Genomic DNA, 23,709 nt, shown 5'->3' with positions numbered 1-23,709 from the left:
GCCCCTAACTAGATCCTAGCTTCATCTTTAAGAAAACAATATAAATATTGCTATTAATTCACTGCTCTCACACTTCCCTGCAATCCCTTCCGCATCTCCTGTACAAACCCACCCCCTTGATTTAGTTTAGATCTGGTTTTCGGTTTTGCCTCTTGTTGTACTTGATCTGGTGCTAACTGTTCAGCTTCAATATTTTCTTCAGTATAAAACTCCTCCACCAAATCTAGCCCTTCTTCCATATTCACTTCAAACTGAGCATTAGCAAAACCGAGCCTCGCCGTTTGATCTAAAGCTGTTTGATTAAACCCACTCTGCTTACTTTGCCGATCAATCTCTTGCGCCATTTGAATGGCATCTTGTAGGCTCACATCATCCCTGAGTGTTAAATCCACGTAATACACAGGGGTACGATAGCTTTGTGTTGTGGACTTGCCTCTTAAGGTCAGTTGTAACGGCAGACAAGACAACAAGCCATTCGATGCTGCATGGTAATAACTCAGTCTTGCTGCCAAAGTCCGAATACTATTAAAGCCTGTGGTTCTAAACATGAATGTGCCCAATTCATCCGACTCATCTAAGTTGACATGCAATCGTCCAAAAGGCTTACAGTGTCCTCCTTGTGCTAATGGACATAGGTCAGGTGAAGGACAGGGATGTTGTTCAACACCTTGATTAGTCAGACGTTGGCAGGTTTGTCCATTACCAATGCATATCGGTCGTCCTGTTTGTCGATCAAATAAGCTGTACTCTGCTCTTAAGTTCAATTCAGGATCATTAAAGATCATCCGCACAGGAATAGAACGTAGTTTCTGATTCGGTGCTTTAGCACGCAATTGTTCATCCAATGGATGTTTGACCCATCCATCTTTATTTTGGATTTGACTGGTAATGGTAAATTGGTCATCTTTTTCAGGCAGACGTTTACCGTTCTTTTCCACGACTTTACCAATGCTGATCCGCCCTAGAATCGGCGGTGTGATGGCTAAACCTTTAATCATGATATTTTCCTCTTCTGTTGAAATGGAGTTGCTGTGTTCGGTTAAAAATAAATTGGGCATAAAAAATCCCATGCGCTATGGCATGGGATTTTTAGTGAAATGAATAAAGTTAAATTGTGGGTTATCAGCTTAGGCTAATCACTATAAATATTAAAACGCCGTGAGCCTTGTCTAGACTGAGGGAATTGCTCTAAATATTCAGGGTGCTGTTTCAGTAGAGCCTTTGTATCTAAACTGATGGAGTCTTTAGACTTTTTCCACGTCACTGAGCCTGCTTGAAAGGTTGCCCGTTCAGCATCCTGCATCTTGGCTTGCAATTGGTGTTTTAATTGATCAAATTGTGTTTGATGTTTTTCTATTTCAGACTTTGCTTTTAAGAGTTGTTCAAACTGTTGATTGGCTTGTTCATCCTCAGATAAGTTCGTGGTGGTGAGTGGAATATGTTCAGGATAAAGTAACTGTAAAGCTTTAGCCGCAGATTCACTGGCATCGACTTCAGGTGGCGTATCATTTTCTACACATGCCCAGAAGTAACGCTCTGCATTGACGATGTGCTGAATTACCGATTCTGAGCGAGTCACTTTAAAAATCTTAGTTTCATGCCCACAGATCAGCACACAAATATGCGCTGCCTGTTTGCCTGTAACTGCCAATTGATGTTGCACCTGACATAACACATATAAAGGCACACCATCTCGCCATAGTTTTGCACCGTGTTCGCCTGCTGTTTTGCACTCTAAGATTTGCACCTCTTCACTACCCACTACGCTATAGTCTAAATTTGCTAACATAAAAAATTTATCTGGATCAGGATGCTGGAGTACCGCATTGATCCGACGCACTTTACTGTTGGTGTGCATGCTGTAGTATTGTGCAACTAATGGCTCAAGCTGTTTCCCCCAATATAAAGGTGCATGTCCTGAGCTTTCATCTTCAATGTTTGATTTGATCCGTCCTGTTTTAATCATCCACAGTTCAAGCATTGACATATAAGGATTGAGTCCACAAGCTGCGGCACAATCACTACTGCCAATACCTTGGCGTCTGACTTCAAGCCATTCAGCTTGACTCATATTCTTAGTATTAACTAAGCGTTTAGCACTAAAAAATTTTGGTGCAATAAAATGGCTTATGGTAGTTTGAGGTTCTATGCTATTTATTGCTGTTGTTGAATAACGATTCATATTACGTACCTATAAGTATATTTACCATATATTGAACATAAAAAAGCCATGTCTGACTTACGTCAGACATGGCTCTCTATGAGATTGAATTTACTAATTTAGATATTGATTAATAAAGTAGTGTATTAGTCAAGGAAAGTGTTCCTGTTGTTAAAGTGTGAGTGAACTTAAGTAATCATTAACAGGGCTTGCTCAAGTCCGCGCTGTTTCAGACCTGCACCAGCGCCAAACCAAGCTGAATCAAGTCGATGATCGGTACTCATTGCTCGCCGTTCATGATCAATAAATTCCGTCATACTACACAGTAGACCATAGGCGGTATCCTTAGCTGAAGATAGGCTTGCACCTCGTCCTTGCCCATTAAACATCTCCATCACTTTTGACATTGCACGTCCATTGGGTTCAGTTTTCTCCTTATTTGGATTCGATTGAGGGTTCTGCGCGACATTGCGATAATACTGAATAATACTTTCATCCTGATCGGCAATGCTCAGGTTGGTATTGTTAAATACTGCATCAAAGTAAGCAGCAGCGTCTTGTTGCGTGACTTTACGCTGACTGAGTTGTTTCATTTCATACATATGTTCGTCCCATGCACGCACTGAGATTCCCAATTGTTGTTTCACTTTGTCTGCATCGAATTTGGTACTGTGCGGAACTTTAACCACACCCGCATTGCTACTCTGTCCTTTCAAAGCAATCGCTAAAGTGTTGTTACAGACCACACGTATACTGGTAAATTGTGCAGTAGTGGCGAGCGTGCCATCACAAGCCGTAGCAAGCAAAATATAACCATTGCTGACATCTTTACCTTTTAATGCGGTGCTTTGCCCTGTTTTGGCTAAAGCCCAGAATTTTTTACCTCCTTTGAGAACGCCTGCGGTTTCCAGTTCAAAACCTGATTGCTCCGTCAGATCACGGTAGAACTCTAAGATTTCAATCGGTTGAACTTCTTGATAACGTTGACTGACCACAGAGAGTGGCGCATGTGTATCTGAGCGATACAATACCCTTTGCTCTTCATAAGGCATGAGAATACTTTGCCCACGTTCATTTTGTGCCATGTAAGTGACATTGGCAGATTCAATACGCCAATCCATGCCCGCTTGTTGTGCCCAAACTTCAATCGGTTGATTTTGACTGAGTTGGTTGCCTAAGCCATGCCAAGGGGTTTGACCGACATACGCCATTTGTTCAAGTTGATGTGCCATTTCTATTTTCCTGATAGGTGAATATATTCATGGCAATAATATGTATCTGAAATAAACTGCAATGTACCCACAACGGATACATTGCAGCTTGAATGAATTAAAATTCAATAGAGTGTTTATATTCCTTTACTTCGAGGGCGCCCCAAATGAGGAATGTAAGTAGGAGGCTTTGCCTTACCAAACACACGGTTTAGCTTGGTATAAATAGGTTGCCTCGTCGGATCATCTATACATTGATTTGTTTGATAGCCATAATGTACCAATTCAATATACTCATCATATTTAGTTAAATATTCGCAAGCAAATTTAAGTGCATTAATCTTATTAATATCATAGTAATCCACCCTTCCTATACCGTTGCGTTGGTAACGACTCATGATCGCATTGCAGTTAAATGCGACCCCTTTACTCTCAGTAATCACTTGAATCCAATGGTTTGCTATCAACTTACCATGGCTAATACTTTCTTGAACAAGTGAACCATTTAAAAAAATCATCATGTGTAAGTGATAACCTTTCTTCAATCCATACTCAAGTTTCCAGATATAACCCACTTGTACACCACCATCATGTTTTTCACGTAAATAACGTAATAACACATCTCGGTGTTTACTAATCAACTCATAACTCGTATCTGCATCTTCGCAGTAACCAAAATCAATACGTACCACAAGTAAACGAGAGACACATAAAATAAGTCGATCAATGTATTCTTCTACACTCCGTCTTTGACGTGAAGTGATTTCTTTGACTCGTTTTAATGCGATTCTATTTTCATTTTTCCTAAGTTCTTGATGAATTTCAAACATACAATCATTAAGCCGATCAGCAAAGATCGGAGAAATATTTGCTGGATCATAATGTACACGTGTTAATTGTCCTGCATCCACACAGTCTATAAATATTCTGAGATATAAAGGGTAATATTCTAATGGATAGTAATCATCAATCTTTCTAAGCACTGATATCCCATATAAAAAATCATTGGCTAAATTACGTGGATCATCATAACTTTCATTAGAATAAATTCTTGACCCAAATCTTGAATAATTAGGAAGGTAATAACATAAACGACTATCAAAGATATCTTTAAAACGTTTATAACGATTTATTGCTATAACAATTCGTTTGATTATCATCAGGTCATTACACCACTGTTGATAATCCTCATCAGACAACTGTTTTAATAAATCTTGTTTATATAAATCAATCATGGAAACTCTCATATAGATTCGAGCCTCCTTTGATTTCTATGCTTCTTCAACGCTATAGATGACTATCCATCAAATGCCTAGCGAGATCTTTTGATTGAATATTCAGAGATGCTTAGGTACACCACCATATTGACTGGTAGATGTGATTTATCTTTGAAGTGATCAGTATAATGATCTAGGGAAGAAGTAAGAACTGGTTTTATAAATCCCAATACATGTCTTTTAGCTGAAGTGTAACTAGATCATGTACAGATTAGATTCATATAAATTAAATAACATAAGTACCAGAATGTTTTAGTCATTTAAATGTATCTAAATATCTATAAAAGTATTGTTCAAACATAGAAACGTAAAGGCTTTGCTCAAGGTTTTTATTTTAAAATTGTGATAAAAATCAATCGTTGAATTATGCGCTTGCACTCAACTTAAAAGTAGACTTTATCTTTCCTCGATTTTCTTTTTAATCCATGCTTGGATTTCTGATTCAATCCACCCCACAGCACCAATTTTTGATACAGTGCCCAATCTAATTGATTTAGGAAAGCTTGCATCATAACGTTTAGACTTCGGATCCATCCGATCATAAATTGTAGAACGAGATAACCCTGTCAGTGCAACAACCTGTTTCAACCGAATAATTTTATTGTTGGGTACTTCAATAGACTCTATATTATGTGCGATGCTTAAACTGTTCATAATTGCTCTCCAATAGGATTCAATGTTTTAAAGAATAAGAGTGCAAACAGAAATTCATTTGTAATGATCCTGATTTTCTGTGCTGCATGCTCTTCCATAACAGAGAAGCACCGCATCATTTTTTTACTTATCAGAAAACCTAAAACACTCAAACCGTTGTAAATAAGCTACTTTTTTACTAATTCACGCACACAATGCTATGGCTATTTTGATTTTTTCTATACTTGACACTTTCACATCTCACACATTATCCTGTGCAAGCTGACCCTCATGGTCAGTCGATTTTGACAGATCGTTTACAAAAGGCGCACAAAAACGCTGTGTTTTGGTTTTGTGCGTTCTCTTAAGTCACGCCTTTATGGTGAGATTAGGAGGGGCACACTTGTGTGCGCTGGTCTCCTTTTGTACCGGTCTGTCAACCCTTCTAGTCTTGCCACCATTATTTGACAGTAACTGGTAAGACTCTTAAACCACAAAAGGAGTCATGACCATGACTAAATTCATTGCTGATTCAAATCACTTACTATATCCCCACTACTGTTACTTTAATAAAGGTAATGCGGTATCACCCTCTTTAACTTGGGTTTCAGTTTGCCCCTTATCAACTAAATTCAATTAAATAGCTCAAATCCTTTAAAAAGATAGGATGATTTTTCATCTCAATCTTTGACAGCTTTTAAAAAGTTATTCGGGGAAATCATGAAAAAAATAATAGTAAGTTTATGTATAGCTGCATTACTCTCAGCTTGCCATCAAGAACCTCAATCCACTGCAAAAGCATCTTCTAAAGATGAACAGCCTGCGGCTGTGCAAGATTTTGCAAATCTGGATATTTCTGAAGTGACAACAGAAGATATTCCTGAAGAAGAAACAATCCATGATGAGTTTGTACAAAATACAAATGAACCCCCTGTAGAGCTACATCTAAGTGAACAGTTCAATGAACATGCTGCAAAAATGGGGAACGGCAATTATCTACAATTAGATGTAAGCGCCATTAGCGATGAAACAACCATCTATAAAGTAATCGTCAATCGAGGCAATACCTGTGCTCCACGCTTTTGGTATCGCAATTGGCCTGGTCATGGACAACTGAAATTTGGACAAAGCGTTCGTGCAAATATTTATTGTGATTTCCATGCCATTAAAGAGATCAATGTTGAAACAGATACAGGTGCATACACTTTTAATTTTTAATTTATTTTGCACTAATCACACGCCAAACAATATGGTGACATTATGCAGGGTGAATTTTAGATTTTTCAATTTAAATAAGTTTGGGAGTTATTTCTGCTGATAACCAAAACGTTATCGTTTTACAGAAAATAACTGGGTAAAACAACCTCCACCTTAAAGTGGCATGGCTAGCTAAATTACCCTTCCCACTAATCAACAAAAAAAGGAGATTTAACATGCCAATCATTCTTCTTTGGCTCATTTTTGCGATTGTTGTCGGTTTCAGTGCAATGGAACAAAACCGTAGTTTTTGGCTATGGTTTTTCATTGCAACTCTTATTAGTCCATTATTCGCATGGATCATTCTTAAAGTCATTTCAGGAAAATAAAATACGTATTCTGTATTCTAGGTAGCCCATTTTAAGCTGCCTAGAATACCTGTTTTAGCCACCTATATCAGATTTTATTGTTTATCAGACTCACTGAAACAACATCCACACTGTAAGCACTGATAATTATCTAAAATAGATTCATCCACCATTTCACCTAATGCCGCTCCTGCACTACAACCTGCCACACCGCCAACCAACCCACCAATTATAGCGCCAGCAAGTCCACCAAATATTGCACCTACTGGACCAGCAGCCATCCCTATTATCGCACCTGCTTGTGCTGAGGTCATTGCTGTTGAAACACCACCTACTGTTCCAGCAGCTGTTCCTACTGTTCCACCAACTTTACGCCCGTAGTTTTTTATACTAATTTCAGATGATTTACATCTTGGACATTCGATTGACATATCCATTACTCCTTAGTTCATAACGAACACAAAATTATGTTCAAAGGAATAATATGTATCTCAAAAAAAGTGTAACTAACGATCTTGATCGTTGACTACACTTTTTAATAAAGTCTAATAAAAGGAACTAGTTTCACCAATATTTATAAATTTTATTTATCAATAATCATTAAAATAATTTATTTATTTAATAAAAAATAGAGTAAACTAGTTTACTTTTAGGCTTTTTATCCACAAACGTACATGATTTATCTTGTACACTCAGATCAAAAGATAAATAAAGTTGAGGTAAAACAACATAGCGACAAGCTTGGATCAGTCTTAAACGATCATGATGATTGTCTTTTCTAACAATACCAGTCCCATAATATTTATAATCTATCAAATTATTTTCAACATAATCCTGAGCATAACCATGATGAAAAAAGTAATCTACAGAACCACATCCCTGAGTAATCTTTTGGTTCCATGTATACTTAATATCCCTGATGATGTCTTCTGCAATTACATATTCTGAAAAAAATACGATCAGATGTAATGATAAATTATATTCATGGTCAAAATTAACTTTCCAAATAAAACCGTAATATTTTCCAACTTTTTGATATTTTTTTCTAAGATAAGTAAGTAACTTCGATCTATCTTTTTCCATCGCAGTGAACAGTTTTTGATATTGAAACTTATTTATCTTGTGTTGATACTTTAGATCAAATCTTAAAACCATAATACTGTTATTTGCCTTCAACAAATTATCTATACCTGCTGAAAACTTACTAAGTAATTTATCAGTATTACGCCTTTTATGATCAAAGTCGATCTCTAAATTACTTTTTGAAGCTTGTATTTCTGGTTTACAAAGTTTTGAAATCCATAACTCCTGTTGCTTATGAATACTTTCTAAAATATACAATAGCTTAGGTATATCCTCTAAAATATTTATAGGAAAATTTCCAATTTCCTCATTGATATAGTCGTATAGTGTTAAAAAATAAATATTATATTTAAATATATGGGTTTTAAGAAAGTTCTGAGAAACATAGTTAAATAACAATATAAAGTAAATAAAATTATCCAAATTGTGTGGAGGTTTAGCTAAGCTTATTGATTGTTCAACTTCAAATTCAATACAACGCTTTCCTCTTAATAAATGACGCATAAAAAAAGGGGCATGCATAACTAGAGAGATAATTTTAAAGCTAACATTTTGATATTCTATAGTTTTTCTTATTTCTTCAATATCAGATAAAGAAAATCGTCCTTTCACTACCCCATCCCAAAATTGTGGCAATGATTTTAGCCTAGTATAATAACTATCCGTAAGTAGTATTTTTTTATCTTCATTTGATATTGGTTTAATTAATTTCATAATACATCATTAGGTTTACAGCTTGTCAATAAAACTAAATTTCACTATATCTTTGATACAATCTTAATTAAATATTATTCACATTCAGTATGTATCTTTGATTTTTACTAGTAGGCTTATCAGGAATTGTCCTTTTTATAACACCTAAATTTAAAGCTGGATTTAAATACTTTTCACAAAAATTACCTCGATGCTTCATGCCAATCAATGCTAATAAGTCTTGAATAGAATATTGCTTCTCATTAATCATCTTAGAAGTAAGTGTTTCAATGTTGCCACAAAATTCACCTTTTTCTTTAATATTGCTGTTATTTTTATCTTCTGTATTATTTGCATTTACTTGCGCTTTACTAATGCTATCCATTGATAAAAATTTTTCAGAGATATTCTCTCGTTTTACAACTTTTAAAATAGTCTTAAGGTTAAGCTCAACAAACTTGCTTGGGTCATCTTCTAAAAGTACTTTAGTATGATTACACTCAATAATTAGATCCATCATCCAAAAACAATCTTGCACAATAAATTGATAAAGAGTGGATTTCCACTCAAAAAGAATAATGTTTTGCCATAGACCAGCCATTAAAGAATTAACATTCTGATCATCAAAAATGGGGGTTTTGAGCATTAGCCAAGTGAATAGACTACAACGAATTAATGGATGATAAGGCTTTTTATCAATGTATTGAAATATTAAACTCGCTGTTGGTGGACTATTCTTAATTTCTGTTATTCTAGATAAACCACGAGAGCAAATTTTATTAGCAGCCTCGATTTTTCTATATTTAAGTTGATCATTTGAAAATAAAAAATTTGCAGCTTGCATAAAATCTTCAAAGCTATCTGCTTTCCAAGTCTTAAAATCCCGAAAAAAAGACATGCTATTTTCTGTAGTAATTTTTTTATATTTGAGTTTTTCTACTGCTATTTGAATATTTTTTTCATCACTGCCATTCTCCATATTAGTACAGTAGAATTGACCTATTAGATCAGAAATCTCCGCAACTAGAGTAATCATGTGATGACTAGCATGTACTTCATAGTTTTTATACTTTCTCATTATTTAACACCAACCCTTTTCTTTTTTTAATTTAATACTTCATCACTAATTTTGAAAGAATAATTTCAATATAATATCGAACTTAGTATTGTTAGATACAAGAGAATAAATAAAGCAGATGTCCTATCCTGTTTAATATTATCGTTTTTAGTGGAATTCAATCCAACATTTGATGTGGGGTAGGTTGTGGGGTAAAACCACAGGCAAGAAAAAAGCCCTTGTAAAAACAAGGGCTTTTTTAAATATTTGGCGGAAGCGGTGAGATTCGAACTCACGGAGGACTCGCACCCTCGTCGGTTTTCAAGACCGGTGCATTAAACCGCTCTGCCACGCTTCCAATGGCGGCTATCATATAAATAAAAATGCAATTTGGCAAATGTTTTTCTACGAATATGCACTCAAGTGTACAAAATAAAATCAAAAATCATTAATTTGATGAATTTTCAGGCTTTTCATACATAATTGCATTAATAAACCAATTCTTTTTACCCAATGGCGTTAAGACTTCGATCTCATCATCCACTTGTTTGGACAATAAAGCACGTGCCATCGGTGAATCAATCGAAATATTTTGTGGATGATGATCATAAATTTCATCAACACCGACGATTCTAATTTTTTTTTGCTCACCTAAATCATTTTCAATTTCCACCCACGCTCCAAAATAAACTTTGCCTTCTTGCTCAGGAGAAAAATCAATAATACGTAATTCTTCCAAACGCTTCCCTAAGTAGCGAACACGCCGATCAATTTTTCTAAGTATTTGTTTATTATACTGATAATCTGCATTTTCACTACGATCACCAAGACTTGCAGCCCAATTCACCTTTTTAGTAATTTCAGGACGCTCTTCATGCCATAACTGTTGTAATTCAGCGACCAATTGATCATGTCCAGTGCGTGTAATTAAGTTTGATTTCATGATTTTGCCCTGTTATTTCAGCAGATAATTTCAACATTTTTAAATGAAAAATGCACATTTTCTACACATAAAAATATTATAAAACTTTTTTACCAATTAAATCAGTAGATTATGTTACACAAAATAAATATTTTTAGTACAAAATTTGACATTTTAAATTTTCAACTTTATTATGCGCACATGTTTTAGATTGTCTATTTTTTATACTTTATAGTTTTTCTATAAAGTTTTTATTTCCCATATGTCATTTTTTGAATGACGTCCATGAGTGCCCACCCTTATTGAATTTATCAACTTCAGAAAATTTATGTAGCTTTTTGCTACAGCTTTTTTGGGCATAAATTGCTTGTAGCGGAGACAACATGCACAGTAATTCAACATCTGGGTCGAGGTTAAACTTCGATTCTGTTTTTTCCACTCTCCCACTGAAAGCCTTAGTACTCGCAAGTGTTTTTGTTCCATTTCATAGTATTAATGCAACCAAAACCAATCAATACAATTCAGTTGTAAATACCAACACCTTAACAGTGGTTGCGGTATCTGCCCCAAGCATTGTATTTCAAGAAGGTAAATATCAACATGGCTTTGGCTATGATCTCGCACATGACTATGCACAAAATCTAAATGTAAAGCTTAATTTTAAAACTGTTTCAGACAATGCAACTGCATTGAAAATGGTTGCACAAGGTAAAGCCAATTTCGCCATTACCACTGCAACGATGGAACGCATTGAAGCAAAAAAATTGACCTCATTTTCTGCAACATGTGGTGACTTAAACAGTTTGCAAAAAAATGGTTTAAATACTGAAATTAATTGGGTATTTAAATATGCAGATGATCCACTGACTGAGGCTGCAAGTGGCTTTGTCTGTCAAAGTAAACAAAATGGTTCTATTCAACATTTAGCTTCTTTTTATAACCGTAATGTGGTGAAGCAGAATGACTGGAATGTCATTCAACGTGATTTGAAACAACGTTTACCAATCTATAAAGCCAGTTTTAAAAAAACTGCACAGCAATATGATATGGATTGGCATTTACTCGCAGCGATTGGTTATCAAGAATCTTATTTAAAACCTGATTCTGTTTCACCTACAGGTGTTCGTGGCTTAATGATGCTAACCAATGATACTGCTCGTGCTATGGGGGTATCCAATCGTACAGACCCAACACAAAGTATTGAAGGTGGTGCGAAATACTTCAACCAAATGCTCAATCGTTATAGCTACATCCATAGCCCTGATCGTCATTGGTATGCTTTAGTGGCATATAACATGGGACCAGGTGCGGTAGATTCGATTCAGAAACGTTTGAAAGCACAAGGAAAAAACCCAAATGATTGGGTCAATATGTATGAGTTTTTAAGCAAAAATCAGGCACGTAATGGACGCTATAAGCAAGCTGTTCAATATGTCACACGTATTCGTGCATATTTAGAACATATTAAAAATACACCTGCTTTAATGACAATTTAAATTTGACATTATTCCAGCATAAAAAAAGAGCTTACATCAATGTAAGCTCTTTTTGATTTCAAAATAGAATTAAGCAGTTTGCTCAAGTACTTTTTTGAATAAATCTTTTTGTTCTTGGCTTGGCTTCGCAGTTTGTAATGCCATCAATTGTGACATATCACCAGTCACTTTGATTTTACCTGTCATAAATGCTTGCATTGCAGCAGCCATATCAAACTCTAAGAATACTTTACGTAAAGTTTCAGCATCCATATTCAATGTTGTTTTTGCGTTTGGAGAAGTACCTTTAACAATATTACCACCATCTAGTGCAAGTTCGGTATTTCCAGCTGCATCCGCAACTACAAGGTTAATTGCTAAGCCAGCCAATGCTGGTGGTAAATTAAGATCACCCGCTTCAGCAGTCAGTTTTTCTACAGTTGCAAACCAATCATCAGTTAAAAATGCAGGCATGTTCATTCCTCAAAAAATTATTTATTCATTTATTGTGTTGTCTATCCGAACAACATCATGAAGCTTTTCGCTTGCTAAAGGTTATAACACGATAATTTCGATTTGGGCTAAAGTTTTTTGTACTGGTTATTCTATTTTTATTGGTTTTATCGTTTTATATTTAAAAATCAGACACTCATATCAATATAAATGTCTGATTTGTTCATTTAAATAGCAAAAATGCTCAATCTGCTGCAAAACTTAAATTTACAACATCTAAACGTTTCTTCGCTTCTTCAGTATCACATTTCATATCAAATTCACGTTCTTCATCTAATTTTTCAAAATCAAATAAATCACGATCTGCCAACTGTGATGGTGAAACATTTTGCAATGCACCAAAAATACTGTGTAAGCGTTTTGGATACTGTTTATCCCAATCACGTAACATGTCATTTAAAATGGCACGTTGTAAGTTTTCCTGCGAACCACATAAATTACATGGAATGATCGGGAATTTACGCATTTCAGCATATTTAACAATGTCTTTTTCTTCCACGTATGCCAGTGGGCGAATCAAGATATTCTTTTTATCTGAAGATAATAATTTTGGTGGCATGGCTTTTAAGCTACCGCCATGGAATAAGTTCAAGAAGAATGTTGCCAAAATATCATCACGATGATGTCCTAAAGCCACTTTGGTTGCACCAATTTCTTGTGCAAAGCCATAAAGTGAACCACGGCGCAAACGTGAACAGACGGCACAGTAGGTTTTACCCTCAGGCGTTAAACGTTTGGTAATGGTATAGGTATCTTTTTCCAAAATATAATATGGAATGTTATTTTCTTCCATATAACGTGGTAACACGTCTTCAGGAAAGCCTGGTTGTTTTTGGTCAAGATTTACCGCAACCACATCAAAATTAATCGGTGCGATGCGTTTAAACTGCAACATAATATCAAGCAATGTGTAACTGTCCTTACCGCCAGATACACAGACCATCACTTTGTCACCTTCTTCGATCATTTTAAAATCACGAATGGCGTGACCAACCTGACGACGAAGTTTTTTTAACAAACGATAATACGCTGAACTTGTAGGAAGTTCTGGTTTGAAATTAAATCCTTGTTCGGACTCAACTGGCGAGTACATAGAGGAAAATTACCCATAAAAAAATACTGCGCAATTTTAGCTGATTTATGGGCATATAACATCTAAAGATTTTTGTTTTTTTGTCCAAGTGTGTATTTGTCATTTTGCTGTCGTATAGCATCATCTAAAATAGTAACTTGCGTCCAAAGATTAGGCTAAGTGTTTATCTTTTAAACTTTTCCACAGTTTTCCACAAAACCTGTGGATAAAATTGTGGATTGTTCAGGGCTTGACATACGACATGTCCGAAGTGATGGGCATTCTATTTAAATTGATCACTTTTTTAACCAATGATTTTTTATAAATAAATTCAATGATTTATGATAGTCAAGCAATCTGAATTAAAAAAAAAATTAAATTTTTTTTTTGTTCAAATGCAGACCAATCAGCACTTGATTTTTTCTATTTGTATTGATAAAAAACAATTCAAGGTTTTACTCCATGCTGAACTTTGTTAAACTCCAACGATATTGGGGAAAAATATAATATTAAAATGAAAAATTTCATCCGTACAACGGCGCTATCTTGTATTGCTTGCTTCAATACCACAATTCTGATTACACCCAGTTTTGCGGGGCAGATGTACATCTATAAAGATCAGAATGGCAGTACCTTACTGACCAATAAAAAAAAGTTCTGACAGTTCACTACAAAAAGTCAAAGTCACTTATTATCCAGATAGTAATATCCATACTTATAGTAACTGGGGTAAATCTGAAGCCTCGGTGCTGCCAAGCTATAGCCGTAATAAAAATGCCTATGATCACATTATTAAACAGGCAGCAGCAACTCATGGTGTTTCGGAAGGTTTAATCAAAGCTGTGATGCATACTGAATCAGGTTTTAATTCAAATGCACGTTCGCGTGTGGGTGCGCAAGGTTTAATGCAACTCATGCCTGCGACTGCACGCCGTTTTAATGTATCAAATTCCTATGATCCACAACAAAATATCTTTGCTGGTGCACGTTATTTAGCGTGGTTGCTCAAACGCTTTAATGGTAATACATCACTGGCTCTCGCAGGTTATAATGCGGGTGAAGGCAATGTTGCAAAATATGGAGGTATTCCTCCATTTCGAGAAACTCAGGATTATGTTAGACGTGTTTCTAGCCGTTATAATAACTTATACTCAAATGGTATTGGTTTAGGCACAAGCAATAATGACAATAGCAATACTGCAACCTCTCAGCCACAAGTCATTGCTCAATCAAATAATTACAATAATTCAAATACCACAAATACTGTGACTCAACCACAGTATTCTCAGCGTCAAATCATTGTTGCGAGTGATGGAAGTTTTACTGATGCACCTGCGGGTTCTTACTCAACCAACAATGCGAGTGCTACAGCTCGTATCCATATTTCTAATTAAGAAACCATTTCCCAGACTGATGTCTTAAATAAATGCTCTAAAAAGAAAGTTATTTATCTCATCAAGAGAATTATGAAAAATAGTCGATTCATTTTCGGCTATTTTTTTGCCCTTACTCTACCCATAACAAAATTCATGTAAAATGAACAACATAGTTTTTTTCAATTCTGCTTGAATTTTCACATAATCATCCTCATATTCCTAAATAGATTTATGATTTATAGATCAAACTATTTTATTATTAAGAGGATTTTTTCGATGATGCGGATTGGTTTGTTTCTGCTTACCAACCTCGCGGTACTGGTTGTAGCTGGCATTATCCTATCGGTTTTAGGAGTTGGTAGTTACCACGGCGCTGGCGGTCTCAACTTAGGCAATCTACTGGTCATCTGTTTTGTTTTTGGTATGGTGGGTTCTCTCATCTCTCTCTTTATGTCTAAATGGATGGCATTAAAAACAACAGGTACAGAATTAATTGATCCAAATGCACCTCGTAACCAAGCAGAAGCGTGGTTAGTGCAAGAGGTTGCTCAACTCTCCCAAAATGCTGGGATCAAAATGCCCGATGTCGGGATCTTCCCATCTTATCAATCAAACGCCTTTGCAACAGGTTGGAATAAAAACGATGCGCTCGTTTCAGTTTCGACAGGTTTGCTTGAACGCATGAATAAAGATGAGCTGCGTGCAGTACTTGCCCATGAGATTGGTCACGTTGCCAATGGTGATATGGTGACACTGTCTCTCATTCAAGGTGTGGTAAATGCCTTTGTCATGTTCTTTGCACGTGTGGTCGGTGACTTTATTGACCGCAATGTCTTTGGACGTGAAGATGGTGAAGCCCCTGGTATGGCGTACTTCCTCATTTCCATTGTATTAGATATCGTATTTGGTATTTTAGCTTCAGCGATTGTAATGTGGTTCTCTCGTCACCGTGAATATCGTGCTGATGAGGCAGGTGCACGTCTAGCAGGTAAAGAAGCGATGATTTCTGCATTATTGCGTTTACAAGCAGAATCAGAAATGCCTGATCAAATGCCAAAAGAGATGAAAGCTTTTGCAATTGCGGAAGGTAAAGAACAAGGTTTTAGTTTGGCTGCATTGTTCCAAACACATCCAAGTATTGAACAACGTGTTGCTGCATTACGCCAGTTAAACTTGCCTTAATGTAACATTTCATCAAAATTTCATATAATTTTTAGAAAGCTTCCATCAGGAAGCTTTCTAATATATAAATTCCCATATAGTGTAATCATTTAAATCTTGCTTTTAAAATGTAATATATAAATTGTCTATTCTATTCATTTCAGTCCATTTAGATGGATAAATAATTTCTGAAGACATTGCATAACGATAATAATCCTGAGCACGACGTAATTCACATTGTGCCGAATAAGAAAACCCTTGAAAACTAAGCTCTTGTAGCTGTTCACATTGATTTATTGCTGTATGATAAATTTTAATATCGTCATAAAGCCCTTGTGCATTAAAACTTTCCTCTTTAATGCGGTTTTTCATTTTTACATCAGCTAAATTTTTAAAATTATTTGCTGCATTTGTGACACAATTATTCCATTGAGCTATGGCTCTATCATCACTCGCATTCATGCATCCTATTAATTTTTGCTTAACTTTTTGTTTATTCATCGTATATTCATCAGCATGAGTAATACATGTAAATAAAATACACATGGTCGCGATCCAAAGTTTCATAATATGCACTATTAAAATAAATGAGTGATTAAATATTCATTTAAAAATCAAATAAAATCAATAGTATCTAATATTAATGCTAGATATTTTTATACCAATCCCACAACCATGTCAGTCCAAACCACATCGCTAGACCAATCATGACCAAAACGAGAGCACCAAGCAGATCAGGAATATGAATCCATAACCATGCCACGATAGGATTACGCCAAAAAGCGGAGTGCTGTTGTTTTTGCTCTAAACGCTCATGTAAAAATGGATGAATCACATGATCTTCTGTTTGTATTTGATATTCGGTTTGAATATGTTCATGTACCACATCTAAGGCTCTACGGCTTGGACGAATAAAAATGTCAAATAATGTCCCGACCACAGGAACAAAACCTACTACCGCATCCATAACAGCAAGTTTCATTACACCATTGAGTTTTGCTTGTGGCACACCCAATTGTTTAGCTTTATACACGGCATAACAGGTCAAGACAAAGCCCGCAACATCTCCTGCCACAGGAATCGTGCTTAATGCAGCATCCGCACCCACCCCTTGTTTGGTAAATGGAATCCGTACCACTGAATCCATCATATTGGCAAATTTAGCCAAATCACGTTCCAGTCGAATCACCTCTTGAGTCGATAATTTTTTTTGTGTACTCATCTTGGGAAATAATCCAATTCAGATCTTTATTCAACCTATGATACCCAATAAATTCAGCATGTTGTGTATGAGTTTATATTCTCATTTGACTATTTTAAAAAATTAAGCAGCAACTTGACCTAACAAAACTGAAGCAATAAATAAGTACACAATCACACCTGTTGCATCACAAATCGAGGTCACTAATGGCGCTGAGGCACTCGCAGGGTCAAGCTTCAAACGATTTAAAATAAAAGGGAGACTCATACCAATTAAACAACCGAGCAATACAATGCCCATCATGCTTAAAGCCAAGACCAAAGCGACCATTGCATCACCACGGAAATAACCTAAAATCGACACAGCAAATGCCATAGTCCCCCCTAAGCATAATGCCACTAATGTTTCCCGCCCAATCAACTGTAACCAATCTTTTAATTGTACATCGCCCATTGCCAAAGCACGCACCATCAATGTTGCAGACTGAGAACCTGCATTTCCGCCACTCCCAACCAACAAAGGTAAGAAAAATACTAAAACGATATTTGCAGCAATAATATCCTCAAAATGCGCAATCCCTATCCCTGACAACAAACTACCAAAGACTAAAATCACCAACCAAAACACACGCTTTTTATAAAGAAATAAAATCGGGGCGGTTTTTAAACTGAAATTTGGTGAACTACTAACTGCACTTGACTTTAAAAAGTCCTCAGTCATTTCTTCTTGAGCGATATCCATCGCATCATCGTAGGTCACAATCCCCAATAAATGTTGCTCTGCATCAATGATTGGTAAGGCAATAAAATCATAATGGCTAAGTTTTTGTACAATACTTTCTTGGTCTTCATCAACATAACCCACCACCAAATCCGTAGTCATCATGTTGCCAATTTTTTGCTCAGGATCAGCAAGAATGATTTCACGTAACGACACCACCCCTAACAATTTTAAATTGTGGTCTGTAATATAAATTAAATACAAAGTTTCACGATCAGCGGCTTGCAGTCTTAACTGTGCAATGGCTTCATTCATGGTCAGATCAGGTGATAACATCACAAAATCCGAACTCATGATTGCCCCTGCTGATTCTTCAGCATATTGAGCAAGTTGTTTAATTTGTTGTTGTTTTTCAGTATTTAATTGCGCATAAACGTCATGTTGTAGTTTTAATGGCAATACTTTAAACAGATCCGTCCGATCATCTGAATGCATATCAGCAATCAATTGAACCAATTGATCTTTAGGTAAACGTACAGCGATTTCCAATTGTTCTGTTAAATTTAAAAACTCAAAAACATAGGCAGCATGAGGTAAATATTCAATCAGCTTTAATTGCTCATCAATCGTTAAATTTGCCAATAAATCCGCCAAATCAGCATGATTCACTTGGGTCATTAAACGCTTAATCTCCTCAATTTGATGATTTTGAATTGCTTTTTCTAGGCTTGAAATAAGTTGAGAAGATAATTGCATACACATCACACCTGTTTTTTATGCCATCATAAAATGAGCTGTTTCCATAAAGCAAATTTAGCCTGTGTTTATTGCACAAAAACAAAAATCGCCCGATGTGACTGACGATTTTCATTTCAATAAAAATATAATAAAGACTTTAAAATAGATCATTTCACATTAAGTTTGTGACTTCATCTTAAACATCGAACGCACCATTACATACATAAAAGGAATAAAAATCAGCACCAATACTGTCCCAAAAATCACTCCACCAAGGACACTCACTCCAATTTCTTGGCGACTTGCAGCACCTGCCCCAAAAGCAAAAACCAAAGGAATTACGCCTGCACCAAATGCCAAAGATGTCATTAAAATTGGACGTAAACGTAGCCCAGCACCTTCAATTGCCGCAGCAACAATAGTTTTACCTTTTTCTTGTGCTAAAGCTGCAAACTCTACAATCAAAATTGCATTTTTACACGACAAACCAATGGTGGTGAGCAATGCGATTTGGAAATAAATATCATTTGGAAAACCTGCCAATGCACTAAAAATAATATTTCCCCCCACACCCAACGGAATTGCAGCCAATACTGCTGTTGGAATCGACCAGCTTTCATATAAAGCTGCCAGACATAGGAAAATAAAACCAATTGAAATCAAATACAACCAAATTGCTTGGCTGCTCGATTGCTGTTCTTGATATGATAAACCACTCCATGCGATGCCAACGCCTTTCTCCGCAGTAATCATTTTTTGTACATCTTGCATCGCTTGACCAGAGCTAACATTTGCAGCACTGTTGGCTTCCATTTGTAATGCCGTATAACCTTGGAAACGGTTGACCACATCAGGTCCGCCCTCCCAGTCCACTGTCGCAAAATTACTAAATGGAATCATTTGATTTTGTGCATTGCGCACAGTCCACACATTTAAATCTTCAGGTTTGGCACGAAACTCCGCATCACCTTGCATCATGACCCGTTTAATACGCCCACGATCAATAAAATCATTGACATAAGAACCACCCCAAGCTGTTGCCAAAGTGCTATTAATTGCCGTTTGCGTTAAACCATTTGCCATCGCTAACTTTTGGTCTATATGAACTTTCAATTTAGCTTTATCAGGATTAGATTTTTTATCTAAATTTTCAAAACTGCTAAATTGTGCTGCATTTTGCTTTAACACATCAAATTTCTGATCTAAGAACTTACGCCCTTGACCATCCACATCTTGTAACCAAAACTCCAAATTATCACTGTCCCCTAAACCACTGACTGAAGATGGTAAATTCACATTAATAATCGCATTTTGATCATTTTTAAAATGCTTAATTGCACGTTCACGGATTGCTTGTGCTGAATTTTCAACCCCCGAACGCTCATCCCAATGTTTGAGTGCAATAAATCCTGTCCCTAAATTTTGTCCTGTACCTGAAAAATTTCGACCATAGCGAATCAGAACAATATCAACATTTTGCTTTTCTTGTTCAAGGAAATATTGGCGTATATTTTCCCCAACAACTTGACTACTCCGCATCGGTGCGCCATCTGCCAGTCGAAAGTTCACACTGATAATACCTTGATCTTCACTTGGAATAAAACTCGTTGGCAACTTGGTATAAATCAATACAAATGCTGCGATCAACCCTATAAATACAACCAAGACTAAAGCCTTGAGTGCTAAGGTTTTATTCACCAATTTGATATAAACATGCTTAAGTTGATCTAATTTTTGATTAAACCACACTGCCCATTTTGCAGGTTGCGCATTAGGTTTTAAAATAATGGCACACAAGGCAGGCGTTAAAATGAGGGCGACAATGAGTGAAATACTCATAGCAGCAACCAAAGTAATGGAAAATTGTCGGTAAATAACCCCTGTAGAGCCACTAAAAAATGCCATTGGAATAAAAACCGCAGTAAGTACAACAGTAATCCCGATCAGTGCTCCTGTAATTTCCTGCATAGATTCAATTGAGGCTTGCTTTGCATCCAAACCTTGCTCATGCATCAAACGCTCGACATTTTCCACCACAACAATTGCATCATCGACCAACAAACCAATGGCAAGCACAAGCGCAAAAAGTGTCAAGGTATTAATACTCATACCAAGCACATACAGCACAGCAAAAGTACCTAAAATCACCACAGGCACAGTGATGGTCGGAATCAAGGTTGCACGCCAACTTTGCAAGAATAAAAACATGACAATCACCACTAAAATGATCGCTTCGATTAGTGTTTTTACTACTTCTTTAATGGATTCTTGCACAAATGGCGTATTATCTCGTGGATATACAATCTTATAACCATCAGGTAAATTCTCAGAAATCTTCGCCAATTCAGCCTTGATCAGTGCCGAAGTTGCTAAAGCATTTGCTCCTGAAGACAAAGAAATTCCCATTCCTGAAGATGGATAACCATTGATGGTATTAAAAGATTGATAATTTTCTGCCCCCAACTCCACACGTGCCACATCTTTGAGATAGACATAACTACCATTCGGGTTGGATTTAACCACAATATTTTGAAACTCTTCAACCGTTCTTAAACGAGAACCTGCTGTGACTTTGGCATTTAAATATTGATCTGCTACAACAGGTAAATCCCCGATGCCACCTGCTGCAACTTGCGTATTTTGTGACTCAATCGCAGCACGCACATCACTCGGCATAAGTTGATATTGTCGTAATAAATTTGGATTGAGCCAAATACGCATCGCATAAGATGAACCAAAGACATCAACTTCCCCCACCCCTTCAAGTCGGGCAATTTCTTGCTCAATATGATTGGATGCATAATCTCCCAATTCAATATTGCTACTTTTATGGTTGGTATCATAAATCCCCACCACCATAAAAGTATCACCTAGTGATTTATACACACTGACGCCCTGTCGCTGTACATCCTCAGGTAGTCGATTAATCACACTATTAATACTATTTTGCACTTGGACTTGGGCTGTATCAGGGTCTGTGCCATTTTCAAAACTTAAACTGACTCGAGCACGTCCTGAAGAATCACTACTTGAGCTAAAATACAGTAAATGATCAATCCCTTTAATTTGCTGCTCTAAGACTTGAGTCACACTTTCCTCAACAGTTTCAGCATCTGCGCCTGTATATGTTGCAGAAATGGTAATGCGGGGAGGTGCAATATCAGGATAACGTTCTACAGGTAAATTCATCACAGAAAAAATACCTATCGCCATGATGATAATTGCAAGTACACCTGCAAAAATAGGACGTTGAATAAAAAATTTTGAGAGCATCAGTGTCGGTTCTTTGTCAGATCTGTATAAAGTGGCAATGTCTTTATAATTAAATCCATTTGTGTTGATATTCTGTGACTTAAGCCAAAAATACAAGAATAAATAACAGAAAAACTGTGTAGCAAATCAAATAAGTAGAAAATATGTAGAAGCTTAAAAATTATCTTTTGTAACCACAACAATGCTTTTCATGAATCTGCAAGAAAGTTACCTCACATTGGTTTGGCTAAATTTATCTAAAAATAGAGGACAATATGATTAAAAAAACAATGCTAAGTTTAAGCCTATTAGCAGCATTAACCGCTTGTAATGATGATGACGATGATTATTCGACATCAACACCTATAAAACCTGAATATAGCGAACCTAAAATTATTATTGTTGGACATCGTGGTGCAAGTGCTTTACGTCCAGAACATACTTTGGCAGCCTATCAAAAAGCGATTGATGATGGAGCTGATTTTATTGAACCTGATTTAGTTTCAAGCAAAGATGGCGTTCTCATTACACGTCATGAAAATGAAATCGGTGGCACATCCAATGTCAGCACTCTACCACAATTCGCAGATCGTCAAAAAACCAAAGTGATTGATGGCACATCACATACAGGTTGGTTTACCGAAGACTTTACATTAGCCGAACTTAATCAAATCAAAGCACGTGAACGCATTCCCAAAGAACGTCCTGAAAATACCAAATATAATGATCAATTTGCCATCCCAACACTAGAACAAGTAATCGAACTTGCAGATGCTCATTATAAGAAAACAGGAAAAATTATTGGCTTATATATCGAAACCAAACATCCAACTTATTTCCAAAAGCAAAACCTTGCAATGGAAGATACTTTACTCAAAACTTTGGCAAAATATGAATATACCCGTGATATCGCCCCTGTTTATCTACAATCTTTTGAAGTGAGCAATTTAAAATATTTAAAAGATCAACTTGCTTTACACAAAAGTTTAAAACATGCCAAAATCATCCAACTCTATGATGAAAAAGACATGCAACCTGCTGACTTTGTAGAACAAAAAAATACGATTAAATATGCAGACATGGCAACTGCACAAGGTTTAAAAACAGTCGCAGAATATGCAGACGGCGTAGGACCTTGGAAACCCTATATTTTTAATGAGACATTCACAGCTCCATCAGACTTTGTTAAAAATGCACATGCTGTTGGGTTAAAGGTTCATCCATACACATTCCGTCCTGAAAATCATTTCTTAGCCAAAGACTTCAAATGCAGTCAAAAAGAAGCTGATACTGCTCAACGCTGCGAAACAGGTGCACAAAAAGAATTTGAAATGTACTTCAAAGCAGGCGTTGATGGAGTTTTTGCAGATGATCCAGGCTTAGGTCGCAAAGCTTTAGATGCATACTTAAAAGCAAATCCATCTACAAAATAATTTACAGGCTTCAACTTTCTTTCCTCTACATCAATTGCTCAGTATTTCTTTTTAGTATTGAGCAATTTTTTATATTTCAGATTAATTTCCTAAAATTAACTCACTTTTAAGTTTAAACTCATAATATCTCTATCAACGTTCAATCTTAATAAAACACATGAGTCAA

20 protein-coding genes, 1 tRNA gene and 1 pseudogene are annotated in these 23,709 nt (G+C 36.2%); 6 read left to right on the top strand and 16 right to left on the bottom strand.

Features of this window, described 5'->3' with window-relative positions; translation table 11 throughout:
* Positions 1-53: 53 nt before the first annotated feature.
* The 5 genes from AVJ19_RS09380 to AVJ19_RS09360 form a co-directional block, all read right to left on the bottom strand.
* Positions 54-998 (bottom strand): hydrolase or metal-binding protein, encoded by a 945-nt coding sequence (locus AVJ19_RS09380; protein ID WP_111859469.1) that lies wholly within the window; start codon positions 996-998, stop codon positions 54-56.
* 134 nt (positions 999-1,132) lie between these two features.
* On the bottom strand, positions 1,133-2,182 hold the full coding sequence (locus AVJ19_RS09375) for a YqaJ viral recombinase family protein (protein WP_111859468.1): 1,050 nt from the start codon (positions 2,180-2,182) through the stop codon (positions 1,133-1,135).
* Positions 2,183-2,349: 167 nt separating this feature from the next.
* Positions 2,350-3,393 (bottom strand): DUF932 domain-containing protein, encoded by a 1,044-nt coding sequence (locus AVJ19_RS09370; RefSeq protein ID WP_111859467.1) that lies wholly within the window; start codon positions 3,391-3,393, stop codon positions 2,350-2,352.
* 116 nt (positions 3,394-3,509) lie between these two features.
* Positions 3,510-4,607, bottom strand: coding sequence for a YagK/YfjJ domain-containing protein (locus AVJ19_RS09365; protein WP_228203338.1), 1,098 nt, complete (start codon positions 4,605-4,607; stop codon positions 3,510-3,512).
* 438 nt (positions 4,608-5,045) lie between these two features.
* Positions 5,046-5,303 (bottom strand): helix-turn-helix transcriptional regulator, encoded by a 258-nt coding sequence (locus tag AVJ19_RS09360; protein ID WP_111859465.1) that lies wholly within the window; start codon positions 5,301-5,303, stop codon positions 5,046-5,048.
* 699 nt (positions 5,304-6,002) lie between these two features.
* On the opposite strand from AVJ19_RS09360, the gene AVJ19_RS09355 reads away from it, so the two are divergent.
* Both AVJ19_RS09355 and AVJ19_RS22205 read left to right on the top strand, forming a co-directional pair.
* Complete coding sequence (locus AVJ19_RS09355; protein ID WP_162626576.1) at positions 6,003-6,500, top strand: hypothetical protein; 498 nt, start codon at positions 6,003-6,005, stop codon at positions 6,498-6,500.
* Positions 6,501-6,715: 215 nt separating this feature from the next.
* A complete protein-coding gene (locus AVJ19_RS22205; RefSeq protein ID WP_171334190.1) occupies positions 6,716-6,868 on the top strand; it encodes a hypothetical protein in 153 nt (50 codons plus the stop codon).
* A 74-nt stretch (positions 6,869-6,942) separates the two neighbouring features.
* Here AVJ19_RS22205 and AVJ19_RS09350 read toward each other — a convergent pair whose 3' ends face one another.
* From AVJ19_RS09350 to greB, 5 genes are all read right to left on the bottom strand, one after another.
* Positions 6,943-7,278 carry a hypothetical protein gene (locus AVJ19_RS09350; protein ID WP_111859463.1) on the bottom strand — a complete coding sequence of 112 codons (336 nt, stop codon included), beginning with the start codon at positions 7,276-7,278 and terminating at the stop codon, positions 6,943-6,945.
* Between the two features lie 187 nt (positions 7,279-7,465).
* Positions 7,466-8,644 (bottom strand): hypothetical protein, encoded by a 1,179-nt coding sequence (locus AVJ19_RS09345; protein WP_111859462.1) that lies wholly within the window; start codon positions 8,642-8,644, stop codon positions 7,466-7,468.
* 67 nt (positions 8,645-8,711) lie between these two features.
* Positions 8,712-9,701: a Fic family protein gene (locus tag AVJ19_RS09340; RefSeq protein WP_111859461.1), complete on the bottom strand. Its 990-nt coding sequence runs from the start codon at positions 9,699-9,701 to the stop codon at positions 8,712-8,714.
* 247 nt (positions 9,702-9,948) lie between these two features.
* A tRNA-Ser gene (locus AVJ19_RS09335) sits at positions 9,949-10,038 on the bottom strand.
* 90 nt (positions 10,039-10,128) lie between these two features.
* The gene (gene greB / locus AVJ19_RS09330; protein ID WP_111859460.1) at positions 10,129-10,623 is read right to left on the bottom strand and encodes a transcription elongation factor GreB; all 495 of its coding nucleotides are present in this window, start codon (positions 10,621-10,623) and stop codon (positions 10,129-10,131) included.
* Positions 10,624-10,985: 362 nt separating this feature from the next.
* On the opposite strand from greB, the gene AVJ19_RS09325 reads away from it, so the two are divergent.
* Positions 10,986-12,098, top strand: coding sequence for a transglycosylase SLT domain-containing protein (locus AVJ19_RS09325; RefSeq protein WP_111859459.1), 1,113 nt, complete (start codon positions 10,986-10,988; stop codon positions 12,096-12,098).
* Positions 12,099-12,167: 69 nt separating this feature from the next.
* Here AVJ19_RS09325 and AVJ19_RS09320 read toward each other — a convergent pair whose 3' ends face one another.
* A complete protein-coding gene (locus AVJ19_RS09320) occupies positions 12,168-12,551 on the bottom strand; it encodes an SCP2 sterol-binding domain-containing protein (RefSeq protein ID WP_111859458.1) in 384 nt (127 codons plus the stop codon).
* A gap of 223 nt (positions 12,552-12,774) precedes the next feature.
* Entirely contained in the window at positions 12,775-13,683 is a 909-nt protein-coding gene (gene ttcA, locus AVJ19_RS09315) for a tRNA 2-thiocytidine(32) synthetase TtcA (protein ID WP_111859457.1), read from the bottom strand.
* A gap of 493 nt (positions 13,684-14,176) precedes the next feature.
* On the opposite strand from ttcA, the pseudogene AVJ19_RS09310 reads away from it, so the two are divergent.
* A pseudogene (locus AVJ19_RS09310) lies at positions 14,177-15,056 on the top strand (lytic transglycosylase domain-containing protein).
* Positions 15,057-15,314: 258 nt separating this feature from the next.
* The gene (htpX, locus tag AVJ19_RS09305) at positions 15,315-16,220 is read left to right on the top strand and encodes a protease HtpX (RefSeq protein WP_111859456.1); all 906 of its coding nucleotides are present in this window, start codon (positions 15,315-15,317) and stop codon (positions 16,218-16,220) included.
* Between the two features lie 102 nt (positions 16,221-16,322).
* Here htpX and AVJ19_RS09300 read toward each other — a convergent pair whose 3' ends face one another.
* The 4 genes from AVJ19_RS09300 to AVJ19_RS09285 all read right to left on the bottom strand — a co-directional run bounded on the left by AVJ19_RS09300 (position 16,323) and on the right by AVJ19_RS09285 (position 22,131).
* Complete coding sequence (locus AVJ19_RS09300) at positions 16,323-16,700, bottom strand: hypothetical protein (RefSeq protein ID WP_162626575.1); 378 nt, start codon at positions 16,698-16,700, stop codon at positions 16,323-16,325.
* A gap of 145 nt (positions 16,701-16,845) precedes the next feature.
* Positions 16,846-17,421 carry a DUF4112 domain-containing protein gene (locus AVJ19_RS09295; RefSeq protein WP_111859454.1) on the bottom strand — a complete coding sequence of 192 codons (576 nt, stop codon included), beginning with the start codon at positions 17,419-17,421 and terminating at the stop codon, positions 16,846-16,848.
* A 102-nt stretch (positions 17,422-17,523) separates the two neighbouring features.
* Positions 17,524-18,876 (bottom strand): magnesium transporter, encoded by a 1,353-nt coding sequence (gene mgtE, locus AVJ19_RS09290; protein ID WP_111859453.1) that lies wholly within the window; start codon positions 18,874-18,876, stop codon positions 17,524-17,526.
* A 159-nt stretch (positions 18,877-19,035) separates the two neighbouring features.
* Positions 19,036-22,131 (bottom strand): multidrug efflux RND transporter permease subunit, encoded by a 3,096-nt coding sequence (locus tag AVJ19_RS09285; RefSeq protein ID WP_111859452.1) that lies wholly within the window; start codon positions 22,129-22,131, stop codon positions 19,036-19,038.
* 254 nt (positions 22,132-22,385) lie between these two features.
* Here AVJ19_RS09285 and AVJ19_RS09280 point away from each other — a divergent pair, with 254 nt between their 5' ends.
* Positions 22,386-23,543 carry a glycerophosphodiester phosphodiesterase gene (locus AVJ19_RS09280; protein WP_111859451.1) on the top strand — a complete coding sequence of 386 codons (1,158 nt, stop codon included), beginning with the start codon at positions 22,386-22,388 and terminating at the stop codon, positions 23,541-23,543.
* Positions 23,544-23,709 lie beyond the last annotated feature (166 nt).

Source organism: Acinetobacter sp. CFCC 10889 (genome assembly GCF_003268395.1).
Lineage (GTDB): Bacteria > Pseudomonadota > Gammaproteobacteria > Pseudomonadales > Moraxellaceae > Acinetobacter.
This window is presented reverse-complemented; position numbering and strand designations above follow the sequence as displayed.